The organism is Flavobacterium sp. ZT3R18 (assembly GCF_007097385.1).
Taxonomy (GTDB): domain Bacteria; phylum Bacteroidota; class Bacteroidia; order Flavobacteriales; family Flavobacteriaceae; genus Flavobacterium.
In genome coordinates this window covers 1-18,464 of the sequence record NZ_VJZS01000005.1, presented here as the reverse complement: position 1 = coordinate 18,464, position 18,464 = coordinate 1, and the positions used below count along the sequence as shown (strand labels likewise).

13 protein-coding genes and 1 rRNA gene are annotated in these 18,464 nt (G+C 35.0%); 10 read left to right on the top strand and 4 right to left on the bottom strand.

Annotation, left to right across the window (positions count from 1 at the left end):
- Positions 1 to 81: 81 nt before the first annotated feature.
- The 9 genes from FNW52_RS07235 (at position 82) to FNW52_RS07195 (ending at position 13,653) form a co-directional block, all read left to right on the top strand.
- Positions 82 to 852: a DUF2490 domain-containing protein gene (locus FNW52_RS07235; RefSeq protein ID WP_185965933.1), complete on the top strand. Its 771-nt coding sequence runs from the start codon at positions 82 to 84 to the stop codon at positions 850 to 852.
- Positions 853 to 1,333: 481 nt separating this feature from the next.
- Positions 1,334 to 2,950: an NAD-dependent malic enzyme gene (locus FNW52_RS07230; protein WP_143376794.1), complete on the top strand. Its 1,617-nt coding sequence runs from the start codon at positions 1,334 to 1,336 to the stop codon at positions 2,948 to 2,950.
- 325 nt (positions 2,951 to 3,275) lie between these two features.
- Positions 3,276 to 4,955 (top strand): aspartate-alanine antiporter, encoded by a 1,680-nt coding sequence (aspT, locus tag FNW52_RS07225; RefSeq protein ID WP_143376793.1) that lies wholly within the window; start codon positions 3,276 to 3,278, stop codon positions 4,953 to 4,955.
- 150 nt (positions 4,956 to 5,105) lie between these two features.
- Positions 5,106 to 6,515: an aspartate ammonia-lyase gene (gene aspA, locus FNW52_RS07220; protein WP_143376792.1), complete on the top strand. Its 1,410-nt coding sequence runs from the start codon at positions 5,106 to 5,108 to the stop codon at positions 6,513 to 6,515.
- A 56-nt stretch (positions 6,516 to 6,571) separates the two neighbouring features.
- Positions 6,572 to 7,630 carry a type II asparaginase gene (locus FNW52_RS07215; RefSeq protein WP_143376791.1) on the top strand — a complete coding sequence of 353 codons (1,059 nt, stop codon included), beginning with the start codon at positions 6,572 to 6,574 and terminating at the stop codon, positions 7,628 to 7,630.
- Positions 7,631 to 7,717: 87 nt separating this feature from the next.
- Positions 7,718 to 9,058: an anaerobic C4-dicarboxylate transporter family protein gene (locus FNW52_RS07210; protein ID WP_143376790.1), complete on the top strand. Its 1,341-nt coding sequence runs from the start codon at positions 7,718 to 7,720 to the stop codon at positions 9,056 to 9,058.
- An 18-nt stretch (positions 9,059 to 9,076) separates the two neighbouring features.
- Positions 9,077 to 10,270 carry a porin gene (locus tag FNW52_RS07205; RefSeq protein ID WP_143376789.1) on the top strand — a complete coding sequence of 398 codons (1,194 nt, stop codon included), beginning with the start codon at positions 9,077 to 9,079 and terminating at the stop codon, positions 10,268 to 10,270.
- A gap of 762 nt (positions 10,271 to 11,032) precedes the next feature.
- Entirely contained in the window at positions 11,033 to 12,565 is a 1,533-nt protein-coding gene (locus FNW52_RS07200; protein WP_143376788.1) for a sulfatase-like hydrolase/transferase, read from the top strand.
- A gap of 50 nt (positions 12,566 to 12,615) precedes the next feature.
- Positions 12,616 to 13,653 carry a hypothetical protein gene (locus tag FNW52_RS07195; RefSeq protein WP_143376787.1) on the top strand — a complete coding sequence of 346 codons (1,038 nt, stop codon included), beginning with the start codon at positions 12,616 to 12,618 and terminating at the stop codon, positions 13,651 to 13,653.
- A 110-nt stretch (positions 13,654 to 13,763) separates the two neighbouring features.
- Here the strand turns inward: FNW52_RS07195 and rplT are convergent, their stop codons facing one another.
- The 4 genes from rplT to thrS form a co-directional block, all read right to left on the bottom strand.
- Complete coding sequence (gene rplT, locus FNW52_RS07190; RefSeq protein ID WP_035633036.1) at positions 13,764 to 14,108, bottom strand: 50S ribosomal protein L20; 345 nt, start codon at positions 14,106 to 14,108, stop codon at positions 13,764 to 13,766.
- Positions 14,109 to 14,281: 173 nt separating this feature from the next.
- Positions 14,282 to 14,479: a 50S ribosomal protein L35 gene (gene rpmI, locus FNW52_RS07185; protein ID WP_022827375.1), complete on the bottom strand. Its 198-nt coding sequence runs from the start codon at positions 14,477 to 14,479 to the stop codon at positions 14,282 to 14,284.
- Positions 14,480 to 14,582: 103 nt separating this feature from the next.
- Positions 14,583 to 15,140 (bottom strand): translation initiation factor IF-3, encoded by a 558-nt coding sequence (gene infC / locus FNW52_RS07180; protein ID WP_370511568.1) that lies wholly within the window; start codon positions 15,138 to 15,140, stop codon positions 14,583 to 14,585.
- A 16-nt stretch (positions 15,141 to 15,156) separates the two neighbouring features.
- On the bottom strand, positions 15,157 to 17,103 hold the full coding sequence (gene thrS, locus FNW52_RS07175) for a threonine--tRNA ligase (protein ID WP_143376785.1): 1,947 nt from the start codon (positions 17,101 to 17,103) through the stop codon (positions 15,157 to 15,159).
- Positions 17,104 to 18,180: 1,077 nt separating this feature from the next.
- Here thrS and FNW52_RS07170 point away from each other — a divergent pair.
- Positions 18,181 to 18,464 (top strand): 16S ribosomal RNA (locus tag FNW52_RS07170); the annotation flags it as partial.

Below are 18,464 nucleotides of genomic sequence, written 5' to 3'. Positions count from 1 at the left end.
AAATTGAAAAGTAATTTTACAAGATAAAGTTTTTAATCTTTTTTTTAATTAATTTTAATACATATTTATCCGGCTACTATTTTGAAAAACATATCTACAATTCTAGTTTTATTATTTCCCTTTTTAGTATTTGGGCAAGCACCGCAAGTAAAAGAGGTAAATCAACAAGTGCAAACTTGGGTTTCTTTGAATACGGTAACAAAGTTTAGTGGCCATTGGGGGATAGTTGCTGACGCCCATATTCGTGAAAATGGAGTTTTTGAAAGCAATAATTTTTATTTTCTAAGAAGCGGACTTTCTTATATGCCCAATACGTCTGTGACATTAACGGGAGGTTATGCCCACATGTGGTTGGCGTCAAGCAAAGAAGGATGGTCAACCTACGCAGATGAAAATAGAATATACCAGCAAGCCCAGTTAGTTACCAAAGTTGGAAAAGTTAGTGTTCTTCAACGATTGCGAAATGAACAACGATGGCAAGAAAAAATGGCCAACGACGAACCTACCGGAGAATGGCGATTTACAAATAGAGTGCGTTATTTAGCCAGTTTTACCATCCCAGTATTCAATAACAAAAAATTACCTTCTTTAGTTTTAGCCGATGAGTTGTTAATTCATTTTGGTAGGGAAGTAGTCTATAATACATTCGACCAAAACCGTATTTTTATTGGAATAAGGCAAAATATCAATCCCAAATTGAGTTACGATTTTGGGTATATGAATGTCTATCAACAAAAATATTCCGGCTATCAATACGATATGAATCATACCATACGCTTATTTTTTTATCTAAATTCGGCTATAAAACACAATACACCTAAAGCTCCAGAACATCATTCTGGAGATGAGTAATTTTTATTTTTGAGTAATTTTTGTATTCCATTATATGACTGTCCGTAACCCATACCAAGAGTCTAAATATTGAAAAATAAATTTTGCGTCTCTGCGACTTTGCGTGAAATTGGGCTCGTAAAGTCGCAGAGACGCAAAGAACAGAAAGGATAAAGTTTGTGAAAACATGCAACAACTAATTTATTCTGTGAAATGGTACTAGTCACGGATAGTCATATTCCATTAAAAAGAAATAAGGTGTACAGTCTTATTTTTCTGTAGCTAAATTGTAAGAAGATTATTTTATAAATATGGTTTAATTGTTTAGATTTGGGTACTTTAGTAAATTTATAACTTAAACATAAAGAAGAATAGTAATTTTATTTTTTGGAATGTGGTTTTTCTTTAGAATATTTTTTTAGTATTAAGAGTAGTAATTATAGGGATGAAATAAAAGTTTCAGACAAATCATAAATAAGGACTAATTAAAAAAGCATATTTAATGGAGGATAATACCGGTTATTCGATTTTACGTAATCCACGTCTCAATAAAGGAACAGCTTTTACTTACGAAGAAAGAGAAAAATATGGATTATTAGGAATGCTACCCAATGCGGTTGAAACTATAGAAACTCAGATTTTTAGAATTACAGAACAGTTAGAGAATTTTACAAAGCCCATAAACAAATACATATACCTTATGCAGTTGTTAGAAAACAATGAAACGTTGTTTTTTAAAACGATTGCCAGTGAACCCGCTAAATTTTTGCCGTTGGTTTATACACCTACAGTTGGTGAAGCCTGCCAGAAATTTGGGCAAGTCTCACGAAGGCCAAGAGGTTTGTATATTTCGATTACTCAAAAAGATAATATTAAAGAAATTATTAAAAACTGGCCAGAAAAAGACGTTCGATTTACCGTTGTGACAGATGGCGGACGTATATTAGGATTAGGCGACTTAGGGATTTTTGGTTTAGGAATACCTATAGGGAAATTAATTTTATATACTAGTTGCGGAGGAGTTCCTCCAGAATATACATTACCCATTATTTTGGATGTAGGGACCAATAACGAAGAGTTTTTGAATGATCCGCTTTATCCGGGTTTAAAATGCAAAAGAATTCGAGGCAAAGAATTTGATGATTTCGTTGAAGCTTTTGTAGTTGCAATGAATGAAGTTTTTCCAAAAATATGCATCCAATGGGAAGATTTTCCTGGAGTAGATGCTATCCGTATTTTGAATACGTACAGAAATAAAGTATGCACTTTTAATGATGACATTCAAGGAACTGCGGCCATTGCTACTGCGGGTTTTATCTCGATAAGTCGTTTGACGAAAAAATCATTTATAGACCAACGTTTTTTGTTTTTAGGAGCTGGAGCAGCAGCTTTCGGCATAGCCGATATGTTGGTCGAAAAATTTCAAAGAGACGGTTTGACCAAGGAAGAAGCCTTAAGTCAAATTTGGATGTTTGATGTAAATGGATTATTGGTGAATAGCCGAAAAGACCTAGCTGATCATCAATTGACATTTGCTCACGATAGTGAACCCTCTGATAATTTTGCAGAAGTTATACTAAAAATTAAGCCCACCGCAATAGTAGGAGTAAGTACCGTGGGCGGTGCATTCAATCAACAGGTTATCGAGAATATGAGTGCCGTCAATGAGAGACCTATTATTTTCCCCTATTCCAATCCAACATCACATTCCGAATGTACGGCAGAGCAAGCATATACTTGGAGTAAAGGAAAGGCGATTTTTGCCAGCGGTAGTCCATTTGCTCCAGTGCAATACCAAGGAAAAACATTTACTCCAGGGCAGGGGAATAATGTCTTTATTTTTCCAGCTTTAGGTTTGGCTATTTTTGCAACAGAAGCCAAAAGAGTTACTGATGATATGTTGTTGACTGCGGCGGAGGCAGTGGCAGAGCAAGTAACTCAAGAGGATTTTGAAAACGGATTAATCTATCCAAATGTGAATGATATTTTAAAAGTCTCTATTGCAGTTGCTATTACGGTAACAGAGAATATTTTTAACAGCGGATTAGCAGGTGTAGAAAAACCAGAAAACATCAGTGATTTCATCAAAAGTAAAATGTACATTCCGGAGTATAAGTAATGAAAAAGGGTTGTTATAATTTAAACTGGTTTAATTAAAACGGTGTTGTCGTGTTCGAATATAAAGTGTTGCTATAAATAACAGGGATTAACCCAAAAGTAAAATAGGTATATTTCTTAACTTGTTTAGTTGTTGATTTTCAGTATGATATAGTCGATACCGTTCTGCGTGTTAAATGTAAAATAGAGAAAAAAAATTTTTTTCCCTGATTTTTTAAAATATTTAGTGTTAAATTTAATGCTAATTTAGAATTCTCAATTTTTAAAATATTGAAAAAATGGTTGTTTGATTCAATTTATTATTTATAAATTTAATTCCAATTACTATGACAAGTTTTACAAAGATTTTACAAGAACATCCGGAATTAGCTGTTTTTTTAACACTTGCATTTGGCTTTGCATTAGGACATATAAAAATTGGTACGTTTAAAATTGGGGTTGTCTTGGGAACCTTGTTTGCAGGAGTTTTAATAGGTCAATTAGATATTCAAGTTCCTTCTATAGTAAAAGTCATTTTCTTTGATTTTTTTCTTTTTGCTACAGGTTATAAAGTTGGACCTCAATTTTTTCAAGGTCTCAAGAAAAATGCATTCCCTCAATTAATGTTAACGGTAGTTATTTGTGTTTCTTGTTTGTTAATAGCTTTCGGGGTTTCTAGGCTCTTTGGTTATGACACTGGAACTGCTGCAGGACTTTTGGCGGGTGCTTTTTCAGAATCTACACTTATTGGTACCGCTTCAGAAACAATTAATAAACTTCCTATCTCTGAAATCGAAAAAGCCCGATTAATAAACCACATGCCTGTTGCCTATTCTGTAACGTATCTCATAGGCGCAACTTCCTTTGTTTTCTTTTTAACTACAATCGCCCCAAAATTATTGGGAATAAATTTAATAGAAGAAAGTGAGAAATTGAGCGAGACATTAACAGGCGAAACAGAGCATGAACCGGGGATACAATCAGCTTACCAAAGATGGATTATACGAGCTTACCAAATAACGAATGAGAAATGGGTTGGTCTGACTATTTCAGAATTTGAAAAAAAGAATAAGGATCTGAGATTAGTCATACAGCGAATGAGACATAATCAAGAATTAATAGAACCTTCACCCAAAACAATTATTGACAAAGACGATGTTTTGGTAATTATGGCTCAACATGGAATTATTTTGAATAGTCTCTCACATATAGGGCCCGAAGTTCTAGACGAAGAATTGCTGAAATTTCCATTGGCTCACATGGACATCACAATCACAAATAAAGACATAGCTGGAAAAACAATACGCCATTTACGTAAACGATTTGGGAATGGTTTGATGTTGGATAAGATTACTAGAGAATACCAAGAAATTCCTTTTAATTTAAATACTGTTTTGCTAAGAGGTGATGTTTTGAAAGTTACGGGTAAAATGGTTTTAATAGAAAAAGCGGCCAAGGAAAGTGGGTATTTAGATCGACTTAGTTCTGCTACGGATATTGTGTTTATAGGTTTAGGTATTTTTTTGGGAGGACTTTTCGGACTACTTTCGGTTACTGTTTTCGGAATATCAATTACCTTAACAACCAGTGGCGGTGCATTGGTGATGGGATTGATTTTTGGTTGGTTGCATTCAAGAACACCTGTATTCGGAAGTATTCCGGAAGCTGCTTTGTGGATTTTTGATAACGTGGGATTGGCCACATTCATTGGACTAGTAGGACTTGCAGCTGGTCCAACTTTTATATCAGGTCTTAAAGAAATGGGCTTTAGTATTATTTTGGCAGGTTTAGTCGTTGCAATAGTGCCGCATATTATTGGATTGTATTTTGGGAAATATGTTCTTAAAATGAATCCAATAATTTTATTGGGAGCTCAAACAGGTGCAGGAACATCAACCATAGGACTGAAAGCAATTCAAGACGCATCGGCTAGTAAATTCCCTGTTTTGGGATACACAATTCCCTATGCTTTAGGGAATATACTTCTAACAGCTTGGGGACCAGTTATAGTGTCTATGATGAGTTAGGGGAAATATGTTTTATTAAAAAATATATAAATATAAGTTATAATCCAATGATAATTGTCATTATTATTTTTGAAAAATAGCATAAAATTTGTATGAGGAATTTTAATTGAAATAGGTTACTACAATAAAAACAAACATCAAATAAATACCATGGAAAATACAAGAAAAGAACACGATTTTTTAGGAGAATTAAATATTCCAGATCATTTGTATTATGGAATACAAACTTTTAGAGCGGTAGAGAATTTTAATATTACAGGGATTCCAATTTCAAAAGAGCCCTTATTTATAAAGGCTTTGGGATATGTAAAAAAAGCCGCAGCGATGGCAAACAAAGACTGTGGCGCGCTAGATGCAAAAATTGCCGAAGCGATTTGTTATGGAAGTGATCAGCTTATTGCAGGTAAATTTGATAAAGAATTTGTTAGCGATTTAATACAAGGAGGAGCTGGAACATCTGTTAATATGAATGCCAATGAAGTAATTGCAAATATTGGTTTAGAATATTTAGGACATAAAAAAGGGGAGTATAACTTTCTGCATCCTAACAATCATGTTAACTGTTCTCAATCTACCAATGATGCTTATCCATCAGCTTTTAGAATAGCGCTGTATTTAAAGATGAATCATTTCATTAAAACATTAGAAAATCTAGAAATTGCTTTTTCTGCCAAAGGAAAAGAATTTAATAGGGTTTTAAAAATGGGGCGAACCCAATTACAAGATGCCGTTCCTATGACTTTAGGACAAGAGTTTCATGCTTATGCGACCACTATTGGGGAAGACATTAGAAGAATAAAAGATGCCCAAAGTTTAGTTTTAGAAATAAATATGGGAGCCACTGCAATTGGAACCAAGGTAAATGCGCCAGAAGGATACCCAGAAATTTGTGTAAAATATTTGGCACAAGAGGTTGGTATTCCTTTAACATTATCGCCAGATTTAATTGAAGCAACGGTAGATACAGGTGCCTATGTTCAAATAATGGGGACATTAAAACGAACTGCGGTTAAAGTTTCTAAAATTTGTAATGATTTAAGATTATTAAGTTCAGGGCCAAGAACAGGTTTTAATGAAATTAATTTGCCAGCACGTCAGCCAGGTTCTTCGATCATGCCTGGAAAAGTAAACCCTGTTATTCCAGAAGTTGTAAATCAAACGTGTTTTTATGTTATAGGCCAGGATTTAACAGTAACTATGGCAGCAGAAGCAGGTCAGTTACAATTGAATGTAATGGAACCCGTAATTGCTTTTGCAATGTTTACTTCTTTAGACTATTTGTCGAATGCAATAGAAACATTAATAGATAAGTGTATCAATGGCATTACTGCAAATGAACAACACTGTTACAATATGGTAATGAACAGCATTGGTATTGTAACCCAGCTAAACCCAATTCTAGGATATGAAGAAAGTGCTAGTATAGCAGGAGAGGCCTTAAAAACGGGTAAAAGTGTGCACCAAATTGCAGTTGTAGAACGCAAATTAATTACTCAAATAAAATGGGATGAAATTTATTCGATTGAAAATTTAATCAATCCTAAATTTATTACCTCTTAAATATTTGTTTAGGATTTAAACGAGTCCTATAAACATATTAACCAAATAAAAAAAAGATGAAAAGAATTGTTATACTAGTAATGATGTCTGTTTTTGTATTACAAATACAGGCACAAAATCAACCAGTAAAAATAGCGCCAAGAATAATTATTTTGGCAACTGGTGGAACTATAGCTGGGGCAGGCGCATCAGCAACAAAAGCGGCATATACAGCTGGAAAAGTACCTATCGATGATTTGTTAAATGCAGTACCTCAAATTCATGATTATGGAAAAATAACAGGGGAGCAAATAGCTCAAATTGGTAGTCAAGACATGAATGTTGTTACATGGTTGAAGTTATCCAATAGAATCAATCAAATATTCAAAGAAAATTTAGCTGATGCGATTGTGGTTACTCACGGTACTGATACTCAGGAAGAAACTGCTTATTTCTTGGATTTAACAGTAATGTCTGATAAACCAGTAGTTTTAGTAGGCGCAATGAGACCATCTACTGCGATGAGTCAGGATGGAAATAGAAATTTATTAGATGCCGTAATGGTGGCCGCGAGTCCTAAAAGTCAAGGAAAAGGTGTAATTGTTGCTATGGATGAAAAGATTTATGACGCCAGAGATGTGACTAAAACCAGTACTACAAATTTGGAAACGTTTCAATCTCGTAATTTCGGTCCCATTGGTTTAATTTATGATGGGAAAGTAAATTACTACTATCAATCTTTAAGAAATCCTTCTAAAAAGTTTGATGTTACTAAACTGACAGTATTACCTCAAGTAGAAATAGTTTATGGATATGCCGATGCGAGTCCAGTGTCTGTAACTTGTATAACAAATTCACGTGTAAAAGGAATTGTTTATGCAGGAATGGGAAATGGTAATTTTGGTGAGCCGGTTGGAAAAGCATTGCTCGAAGCCTCTAAAAAAGGAATTTTGGTATGCCGTTCAATGAGAGCTGGTTCTGGTAGAATTACTCTGGAAAATGAAGTAAAAGATGCCGAACTTGGTTTTGTAGTATCAGATGATTTAAACCCACAAAAAGCGAGAGTGTTATTAATGTTATCCTTAACAGAAACATTAGATAGGGTCAAAATTCAACAAAATTTCTTTGAATATTAATTGTTTAAAAAAGGGAATCTTGATAAATGCAAAGATTCCCTTTTTTAATTTTAAACTAAATGGTAGTAACCTTAAAAAAATCTGTATATGATTTGGCTTGAATTTACTGTTCTCATTGCAATGATTCTCATCGGATCACAAATGAAAGGAATTGGACTAGGAGTTATGGGAATGGTTGGTTTGTTTATATTTATTTTTATATTCAAAATGAAACCAACAGACCCTCCTCTTGATGTCATGTTGATTATTATGGCCATTGTAACAACCGCCGCAACCTTGCAAGCATCTGGGGGATTAGACTATCTCGTGAGCTTAGCTGAAAAAATTATTAGAAGCAATCCTTCAAATATTACATTTATAGCCCCTTTTACGGTTTACTTTTTATGTTTATTTGCAGGAACTGCCCATATTGTCTATTCCTTATTACCAATTATTTCGGAGGTATCCGCAAAGAAGCGAATTCGTCCAGAACGACCGTTAAGTATTTCGGTTATTGCATCTCATTTAGCTTTAACAGGAAGCCCTATGAGTGCTGCAACCGCAGCTATGGTTGTAATATTGGGTTATCCAGGAGCATTGGTAGATATTATGATGATTTGTATTCCGGCCTGTATTATCGGTATATTAATTGGTTGTTTTGCTGTTTTCAAAAAAGGAGTCGAATTGAATGATGATCCTATTTTTATTGAAAAAATGAAAGACCCTGAATTTGCATTAAGTATGCAATCGGATATAGAAGGGGAAGAAAAACCATTAAAACCGGGAGCCAAAACGGCTGTTTTAATATTTACAGTTGCGATTGTTTTGATTGTAATTGCGGGAGCTTTCCCAAATTTAGTACCCAGTTTTGAACCAGGTGACAAAACACTTGCTGTTGCTGCCAATGGTTCTTTGTCTATGGTTACGATAATTAGTGTAATCACACTTACGGCTTCTGCTGCTATGATGTTAATTACCAAAACAAGTACCACGGAGGTTACTAAAGCCAGTTTATTTACCTCGATGGCGTCTGCGGTGGTGTCTGTATTTGGAGTGGTTTGGATGAGCTCTACCTTTATGCATGCCAATAATGCTGTAATACAAGAAACTTTAGGAGGTATTGTTACTGCTTATCCTTGGACTTTTGCTATAGCTGTTTTTATTATGGGTATTTTGATGTTTAGTCAAGCAGCCACGACAAAAACAATGATGCCGCTCGGTTTGGTTTTAGGAGTAGCTAATCCTGCACTTATAGCCATATTTCCTGCGGTAAACAGTGATTTTGTATTGCCGGGCTACCCAACACTTTTAGCAGCAATTAACTTTGACAGAACTGGTAGTACCAAAATAGGGAAGTTTGTAATTAACCATAGTTTTTTGGTCCCAGGCCTTGTTGCCATTAGTGTAGCAATTGCTGTTGGATTCTTGTTAGGATCGTTTTTATTATAAATTTAAAATTAGATGATTATGAAAAAATATTTTGTTTATTTAATGATTGGTTTTTTACCAATTATAACGTTTGGTCAAGTAGAAAAACAAACAAACGAAGGAGGTTTTGTTATCCAGGACTCCTTAAAATCTTTAATACCGATTTCAAAACAATCTTTGTTAAGGGATGTTGATGTGATTTTTAATTCGCGAATGGCTTATAATAGTAATTTTGTAGATGGTAGTCATACCATTTCGGACTTTAATGTAAACCAACTTCGATTTGAAATGAAAGGAAAAATTCATGATAAAGTGTATTTTAGATTCCGTAATAGATACACTAGAGAACCTATCCCAGGGAATCTTGATAACATTAGTCGATCAATCGATTTAGCTTTTATAAGAATTGATTTGTCTCCCAAAACCAATTTTTCTTTTGGAAAACTATGTGCTGATTGGGGAGGATTTGAGTTTGATTTTAATCCAATTGATATCTTAACGTATAATGATGTGATTGAGAATGCGGATAATTTCTTAGTAGGTGCCGGAATATCACACACTTTGAATGATGGAAAAAATTCATTTTCTTTTCAAGTATTAAATTCAAGAACAAAAACGTATGAAGAACAATATGGAACTTCTGCACCACCAAACATTAACCCTTCAGAATACCCTTTGGCAATGGTGGCTAACTGGAGAGGTAGTTTTTTTGATGGTAAATTTGAAACTACCTATAGCTACAGTTTTTTTAATGAAGCCAAAGGTGCTCACATGAATTATTTTGCATTAGGGAATAAGTTTAAATCTAAAAATTTCGTGTTGTATTATGATTTTCAATATAGTGACGAAGGGCTTGATCGCAAAGGTATAGTTTCGGGTATTATTAGCAGTCAATATCAATATGCAGCACAAAACGCTCTTTATGTTGAAAACTGGGTGCGAGCAGAATATTTGGTAGCCCCTAAAATCAATTTGCTTTTAACGGTAATGAATAGCAATCATTCTTGGAAAGATAATCCAGATCCAAATGGTAACTCAAAACTATCGATGAGTTATGGACTTATCCCAACGGTTCAGTATATGCCTTTCAAGGATTTCAACATAAAATTTTATGTAGCTTATACGGCTAGAAAGTATGATTATACTCGATATGCTGAAAATGCTTTTGGTGTTAAAGATTATACCACTGGTCTTTTAGGCTTTGGATTCATTGCGCCATTGTTGGTTTTATAGTTTGCCAAGTTTAATAAAGCAAAAAACCCAATCGAAAGATTGGGTTTTTTTATACGTAAGTAATTCTAAATTGAGTTTGTAAAACATTACTTCCTTTATTAACTACTTCTTTGAAAGCTTCTGAGTGATTGGTTGTTAAACCTGCGTTCGATATTGATCTTGTAGTTTTTACTTTACGTGTTAATTAAGGAAAGACATTCCTTAATTAAAATTCTTTTTCACATCGTTTTCTTAAGATATAAATATGTTTCGAAGTTGAAGAGAATTTAATTTTGCTTGTAAATTATATCTTTTTGTCTGAAAAACAGGTATTTATACGTTATGTGGGGTGGTTTAATTGTTATTTCTTTATTCTTGTTTAATTGATGCTGATAAATAACAATTAGGGGTTGTCAAAAAATATTGATAGTATAAAATCCATGGGGCAACGATTGTACCCACATTAGTTTTGCAGGAACACACAGATATTTACTCCCTACATTTAGTTTTTAAACTATTCTTTTCGCCTTCGAAAGCACCATTACAACATCTGAAAGAGTAGTGAAACATCTAATTGTAATTTTGATAACGATCCCATATTGATATACTCTTTATTCGGAGAGGAAAAACACATGGAGTTATCAGAGGATACGTGTTTAACTTCTTAAAAATATTTTAAAAGCAACTGATTTTTTAGATTAGTTAAAAACCATAAATGATATAAACAAACAGTAAGATATACATAAATGGACTTTTTATTTAATAATTTTAAAACAATCAACAATGAATTTTAAACAAAAATTAAAGCAAGTTGGCGAACAGCCAGACATGATTCTTATTATTACAGATGAGCAACGCGCCACACAACATTTTCCGCCTGGATGGGAAGAAAAAAACCTTCCTACTCTTACGTTCCTTAAAAAGAATGGATTCAGTTTTGATAGGGCTTTTTGTAACACTTGTATGTGTTCTCCAAGTCGCTCAACTTTATTTACAGGGGTATATCCTGCTAAACATGGGGTTAGCCAAACTTTAACAGAAGGAGGGCTTTTATCACCTCAAGAACCAACACTAGCTAATACTGTGCCGAATATAATGAATACGCTTTGGGCAGATGGATATGATGTACAATACAGAGGTAAATGGCACATGAGTAAAGGAGTTGCTCCCAATGGGACTAAGACCAATTACGGAGATCTAACTGCGGCAGATATTTCTTTATTTGGTGCAATGGGTTGGATAGCTCCAGATGCTGGGGAAGATGTTAATCCACTAAATTTTGGGGGAGGATATGCGAACCATGATGCAAGGTATACTGCTGAAGCAATACAATACTTGAAAGAAGTAAAGGCAAAAAGAGCTAAAGGAGATCATAAACCTTACTGTCTTATTCTTTCGCTTGTTAATCCACATGATGTTCTAGCTTATCCAAACACTGCAGGTACTTCAGGATACCATCCGGATAGTTGGTCGGGTAGAGAAATTGGACTTCCTGCTACAGTAAATGAAAATTTGCTTGAAAGCAAAAAGCCCATGGCTCAAGAACAAATTCTAATTAACATGGCTCTAGGTTTAGGCGCTATAGCTACTCCAGAAGAAAAACTGAATTACATTAATTTCTATGGTTATTTATTAAGCCATGTTGACAAGGAAATTGGCTATTTGATTAAAGAATTATACAAAGAAGATGAGAATGGAGAAAAATTAGCGGATTCTGCAATTGTTACTTTTACATCAGATCACGGTGAAATGGGACTTGCTCATGGTGGATTGCGTCAGAAAACTTTCGTGGCGTACGAAGAAGCATTAAGAGTACCGCTAGTAATTTCGAATCCTATTTTATTTAAAGACCACGGTATAAAGCAATCTATGGCATTAGCCACACTGGCAGATATTATGCCAACATTCATTGATATAGCAAATGTATCAAATCCACCTACAGGACTTGCCGGTACTAGTTTACTACCTATAATGGAGGATGGTACGTCTGTTCAGGATAGCATATTGTTTACGTATGACGACATTAAGGCGGGTTCGAATAGCAATTGGACAATCGTAAGAGCTGCTAACCGTATTCGTTGCATCAGAACTGAAAAGTGGAAATTCGATTATTATTTTGATGCATCAACTGCTTATTTTAAACAGTACGAACTGTATGATTTGGTAAACGATCCATTAGAAGTTACCAATCTTGCTTATGATCCAGCATACAGTGAAATTAGAAGGGACTTAGAACGACAATTACATGAACTTGAAGTAGAAAAACTATGGGTAAATGCTCCTTCAGATGTTTTTAGTACCGTGAAATTTAACTAGAATATTCAAAGAGAAATTTGAAAATCATTAACGTTAAAAAACAATACATTATGTCACAAAATATAGATCAAGAAGTTAATACCGTAAATTATCAGGATTTCAATAATCCTGCCACTGGACAAACAACCATTCAAGGAATAAGAGGTGTTTCAGAGTCGGAAAATGTATATATTTCAGGTAGCTTGTTAGGCCAAAATAATGTTATGCAGGGATTAATTTATAAGGGACCACTTAAGGGTAACGGTAAAGATGGGGAATGGCATGTCGTTAATTTTCCGAGCATAGGATCTGAAATAGTTACCAATACTTCATGTTATGGGCCAAATAACGGGCCGAATGGAGCCATACAATTAGTTGGCTCGTATAAAACAACAACAGCTACTGGTAAAGCGCCAAGTGGGAACCTAGGGTTTTATTATGAAGGGCCTATAGATGGTTCTGGAACTTGGATACAGGTATCTCCTAATGGAGGGAATACAAATAACGTTTTTGTTCATAGCATAATGGGAGGATTGGCCGTTGGTAACTATGATGTGGAGAATGATAAAAACGGTTACGCTTTTATATATGATGTTGCCACTAAAGAATACACTGAATTTATATTGCCAGATTCAATAACCAACACATTGTATGGGATCTGGCATAATGGAGGCAATAGCTATACATTAGCAGGAGGCTATTCCAGTCTTAAACTTGGTAAATTGAGCCAAGCATTCCTCGTGGATTATGATGCTAAAACAAAAAGTATAAGTAATTTAAAATCGTTTAGTTATAACAATGAAACAATTTTGTCTATAATTACCCATTTTGAAGGAATTACAGTTTCGCAAGATAAAGGGTATAATATGCCAGCTGATTGGTTAGCCGTAAGTGGAGAGGGTAGTGGTGCTTCGTTTGTCTCTGTAAATCGAAATTCTGACGGATCATTCGGGGAAGCAAATTGGACTGATGTTGATTTTCCTAACTCAGGTATTACAAGTGCGAACACAGTGTACAGAAATAATGTATTAGGAATTTATGGAACTAAAAGTGACTCTGATACCACGGTAATTTCTTCATTTACTGCAAAGGTAGTTATTGATAAATAGCTTATTTAGAACTACAGCTTTTGAACGTTCAATTATTAGAAACAAAAAACCCAATCGTGAGATTGGGTTTTTTTATAAGTAAGTAATTATAAATTGAGTTTATAAAACGTTTATTTTACTTTATTAAGTACTGCTTTGAAAGCTTCTGGGTGATTCATCGCTAAATCTGCAAGAACTTTACGGTTCAATTCGATTCCGTTAGCTTTTACTTTACCCATGAATTGAGAATAAGACATTCCTTCCAATCTAGCTCCAGCGTTGATACGTTGAATCCATAATGCACGGAAATTTCTTTTATTCACTTTTCTATCACGGTAAGCGTAGCACATTGCTTTCTCTACCGCATTCTTAGCAACTGTCCAAACGTTTTTACGTCTACCAAAGAAACCTTTGGCTTGCTTCATTATTTTTTTTCTTCTTGCTCTTTTTGCAACTGAATTTACCGATCTTGGCATAATTGTATTGTTTTTTTTGTAGCAGGCGTCCTGAATTAAATCAAAGGAACTTAAAAGCCATACTCCAAGGTTATTAAATTTGTTTTAACCTAAAGAATTTTTTAGTGATTAGAAAATAGTGATTGGTGATTAGCTTGAAGCTAATTACTAATGGCTAATTACTAGTTACTAATTTAGATAATTCTTAATTGTTGTTTGATGCTTTTCATATCTGTTTTGTGAACTAACGCTGAGTGAGTCAAAGCTAATTTACGTTTTTTAGATTTTTTAGTCAAGATGTGACTTTTAAAAGCATGCTTTCTTTTAATCTTTCCAGAACCAGTAACTTTAAAACGTTTCTTGGCGCTAGATTTGGTTTTCATTTTAGGCATTTTTTCCTAGTGTTTTAATTTATTCTTACTTACTTATTTTTTAGTTTTCAGTCTCGATCCTCAGTTTACAGTCTGAAAACTGAAAACTGCGACTACCAACTTCTTACTTCTTTTTCTTAGGAGCAATAAACATAATCATTCTCTTTCCTTCAAGAACAGGCATAGCTTCAACTTTACCATACTCTTCTAAGTCAGTAGCCAATCTTAATAACAAGATTTGCCCTTGATCTTTGTAGATAATCGAACGTCCTTTAAAGAATACAAAAGCTTTTAATTTAGCTCCTTCTTTCAAGAATTTTTCAGCATTCTTTCTCTTAAATTCGTAATCATGCTCATCAGTTTGAGGACCAAAACGTATCTCTTTCACCACTACCTGAGTAGATTTTGCTTTCAGGACTTTATCACGTTTCTTTTGTTCGTAAACAAATTTCTTGTAATCCATGATTTTACAAACTGGCGGCTCTGCGTTTGGCGAAATCTCAACTAAATCCAATTCAAATTGGTCAGCTAATCTTAAAGCTTCTGCAAGTTTAAAAACTCCAGGCTCAATGTTTTCACCCACAAGTCTTACTTCTTGTACACCACGAATAAAATTATTTATTCTGTGTGCATCCTTTTTTTCTACGCGAGGTTGATAACCTCTGTTGCTTCTTATTGCTATGACTTTATAATTTAAGTTAAACTGTAAATACTTTTAATGTTTTTTTGATTTCCTCGTCAACAATCGAAGCAAATTCCTCTATTGTAACGCTGATATTGCCTTTTCCTTCTTGACCATGACGACGAATAGAAATGGTTCCGTTTTTCTCTTCTTCCTCACCTACAATCAGCATGAACGGGATTTTCTGCATTTCTGCATCTCTAATTTTCTTCCCTATTGTCTCACTTCTGTTGTCAATTAGGGCGCGAATTTCGTGATTTTCTAGCAGATTTAAAACTTTTTTCGCATATATTTCATATTTCTCGCTCAAAGACAGTATAATTGCCTGCTCAGGCATTAACCAAAGTGGGAAATTTCCTGCTGTGTGTTCTAATAAAATGGCAATAAATCGTTCCATAGATCCAAATGGAGCTCTGTGAATCATCACAGGCCTATGTAATTCATTATCAGATCCTTTGTAAGTCAATTCAAAACGCTCTGGTAAGTTGTAATCTACCTGTATTGTTCCTAATTGCCATTGTCTGCCTAAAGCATCCTTTACCATGAAATCCAGTTTTGGACCGTAGAAAGCAGCCTCGCCGTATTCTACAACAGTACTTAGTCCTTTGTCGGCAGCGGCATTGATAATCGCATTTTCGGCTTTTTCCCAATTCTCGTCAGAACCGATGTATTTATCTCTGTTTTCTTTGTCTCTTAATGAAATTTGAGCGGTAAAGTTTTCAAAACCTAATGAACCAAATACATAAAGTACCAAGTCAATTACTTTTTTAAACTCTTCGTCCAATTGCTCCGGAGTACAAAAAATATGTGCATCATCCTGAGTAAACCCACGTACACGAGTCAAACCGTGTAATTCACCACTTTGTTCGTATCTGTAAACGGTTCCGAATTCAGCATAACGCTTCGGTAAATCTTTGTACGACCAAGGTCTTACATTGTAGATTTCACAGTGATGAGGGCAGTTCATCGGTTTCAATAAAAACTCTTCTCCTTCAGCGGGAGTATTGATCGGTTGAAAACTATCCGCTCCGTATTTGGCATAATGCCCAGAAGTTACATACAATTCTTTCTGTCCAATATGTGGGGTAACAACTTGCTCGTAACCTGCTTTTTTCTGTGCTTTTTTCAAAAATTGCTCCAATCGATCTCTCAAAGCAGCTCCTTTTGGTAACCATAATGGTAAACCAGCACCAACTTTTTGTGAAAAAGCAAACAATTCCAGTTCTTTTCCTAGTTTTCTATGGTCACGACGTTTCGCTTCTTCAAGTAATTCTAGGTATTCAGTTAAGTCTTTTTGTTTCGGGAAAGATGTTCCGTAAACGCGAGTTAACTGTTTATTTTTTTCATCACCTCTCCAATAAGCTCCGGCAACACTCATCACTTTCATTGCTTTGATGATTCCTGTATTCGGAATATGACCTCCACGGCATAAGTCAGTAAAGGTAGAATGATCACAAAAAGTGATAGTTCCGTCTTCAAGATTGGTTATCAGTTCTGTTTTGTAAACATTGTCTTTGTATATTTCCAATGCCTCTGCTTTAGAAACAGGACGTAATTTAAATTCGTGTTTTCCTCTTGAAATTTCAAGAACTCGGTCTTCAATTTTCTTAAAATCAGCGTCCGAAATCTTTTGGTCTCCAAAATCTACATCATAATAGAAGCCGTTCGAAATCGCAGGCCCAAGAGTTAATTGTATTCCGGGATATATTTCCTCAAGTACTTGCGCCATAACGTGCGAAGTCGAGTGCCAGAAAGCTTTCTTGCCATCAGCATCATTCCAGGTGTACAATGTAAGGCTGCCGTCCGTCGTCAATGGTGTTGTTGTTTCAATAGTTGTACCGTCAAAAGAAGCCGAAATCACATTTCTGGCAAATCCTTCACTGATGCTTTTTGCAACATCCATAGGAGTTACTGCGGGAGAAAACTCTTTAACTGACCCGTCGGGCAAAGTAATCTTAATCATTGTTTTATATATTTAAGAGTGCAAATATAAAGTATTAGCAAAACACACACAATAGATATATAAGGTTTGTTTTATATATAGGTGTAAAAACCGATTTGGGTGCTAAATGTGTACTGGAATGTAAAGCCGAATTTAAATGATTAGGAGCTATTTCCTGCTATTCGCTTGTATCTTTTTTTGAGGCGAAGAAAAATCGCCTCAAAAAAAGGATACCGCTTCTATCAGGGCTAGGGCATGAGTTCTTATAAGAAAGTTGACTGTAAAAAAGATGTACTATATATAGGAGAGTATGAAAAAGCTACACCTTATATATAGGGGAAGCAATTTTGAGTAAAAATCCGCGCCCATCCGTGTTTTTGCTTTAGTGAATCCGCAAAATCCGCGTCCCATCCAGACTCCGGTAAGCCTAGTCCAATCCTCAAACCCAAGCAAAACGGATCGAATTGTCAAAAACGGCTACAAAACAATCGTAAACTCTTAAAAGTACCATTTGTAACCTCCAACAAACCAGCCGCTTAAAAACAACTTTACGAAAAGCTTAAAAAAAGGTTGTGAAAAGTATTGTTTACGCGAATAAACCCACTACTTTTGCACCCGCAACAACGCATACGTTCATTAACAGATTGACAAGCCAAACGAATTAATACTGGAAATTTATTTTCAAAAAAGATTTCAAAAAGCTTGTGAGATTCGAAAATGAAAGTTACTTTTGCACCCCGCTAAACGCGCAACGTTCCTTGATAGACTGCTAAGAAAACGAGAAGAAAACGAAATTAAATTTTCAAAAAAAAACTTCAAAAAGTTCTTGCCAGTTAGAAATAGAAGTTGTAGTTTTGCACCCGCTTCGAGAAACGCACAATGTGAGTTAAACGAGACGAAAAATAAAAGACAAAAAGAAATTATCCGAAAGGTGTTTGAGCTTGTCGAAAACACGTTCCTAGACATATTGAATTGACAGCCGTCTCGTCCAAAAGACGAGACAAAAGAATAAGAGTAATAGAATCGAGAGATTAGAAAAAACCACTAGACCTTCAGTCAAATACAAAAAGAATTAAATTTATTTAGTTCGCATAATATACGATGAAGAGTTTGATCCTGGCTCAGGATGAACGCTAGCGGCAGGCTTAACACATGCAAGTCGAGGGGTATAAGTCTTCGGATTTAGAGACCGGCGCACGGGTGCGTAACGCGTATGCAATCTACCTTTTACAGAGGGATAGCCCAGAGAAATTTGGATTAATACCTCATAGTATATTGAGTTGGCATCAACACAATATTAAAGTTACAACGGTAAAAGATGAGCATGCGTCCCATTAGCTAGTTGGTAAGGTAACGGCTTACCAAGGCTACGATGGGTAGGG

What these genes read in the sequence shown, in the direction of transcription:
- FNW52_RS07230 (WP_143376794.1), top strand. Translation starts at nt 1,334, where the DNA reads ATGGAGGATAATACCGGTTATTCGATTTTACGTAATCCACGTCTCAAT.
- aspT (WP_143376793.1), top strand. Translation starts at nt 3,276, where the DNA reads ATGACAAGTTTTACAAAGATTTTACAAGAACATCCGGAATTAGCTGTT.
- aspA (WP_143376792.1), top strand. Translation starts at nt 5,106, where the DNA reads ATGGAAAATACAAGAAAAGAACACGATTTTTTAGGAGAATTAAATATT.
- FNW52_RS07215 (WP_143376791.1), top strand. Translation starts at nt 6,572, where the DNA reads ATGAAAAGAATTGTTATACTAGTAATGATGTCTGTTTTTGTATTACAA.
- FNW52_RS07210 (WP_143376790.1), top strand. Translation starts at nt 7,718, where the DNA reads ATGATTTGGCTTGAATTTACTGTTCTCATTGCAATGATTCTCATCGGA.
- FNW52_RS07205 (WP_143376789.1), top strand. Translation starts at nt 9,077, where the DNA reads ATGAAAAAATATTTTGTTTATTTAATGATTGGTTTTTTACCAATTATA.
- FNW52_RS07200 (WP_143376788.1), top strand. Translation starts at nt 11,033, where the DNA reads ATGAATTTTAAACAAAAATTAAAGCAAGTTGGCGAACAGCCAGACATG.
- FNW52_RS07195 (WP_143376787.1), top strand. Translation starts at nt 12,616, where the DNA reads ATGTCACAAAATATAGATCAAGAAGTTAATACCGTAAATTATCAGGAT.
- rplT (WP_035633036.1), bottom strand. Translation starts at nt 14,108, where the DNA reads ATGCCAAGATCGGTAAATTCAGTTGCAAAAAGAGCAAGAAGAAAAAAA.
- rpmI (WP_022827375.1), bottom strand. Translation starts at nt 14,479, where the DNA reads ATGCCTAAAATGAAAACCAAATCTAGCGCCAAGAAACGTTTTAAAGTT.
- thrS (WP_143376785.1), bottom strand. Translation starts at nt 17,103, where the DNA reads ATGATTAAGATTACTTTGCCCGACGGGTCAGTTAAAGAGTTTTCTCCC.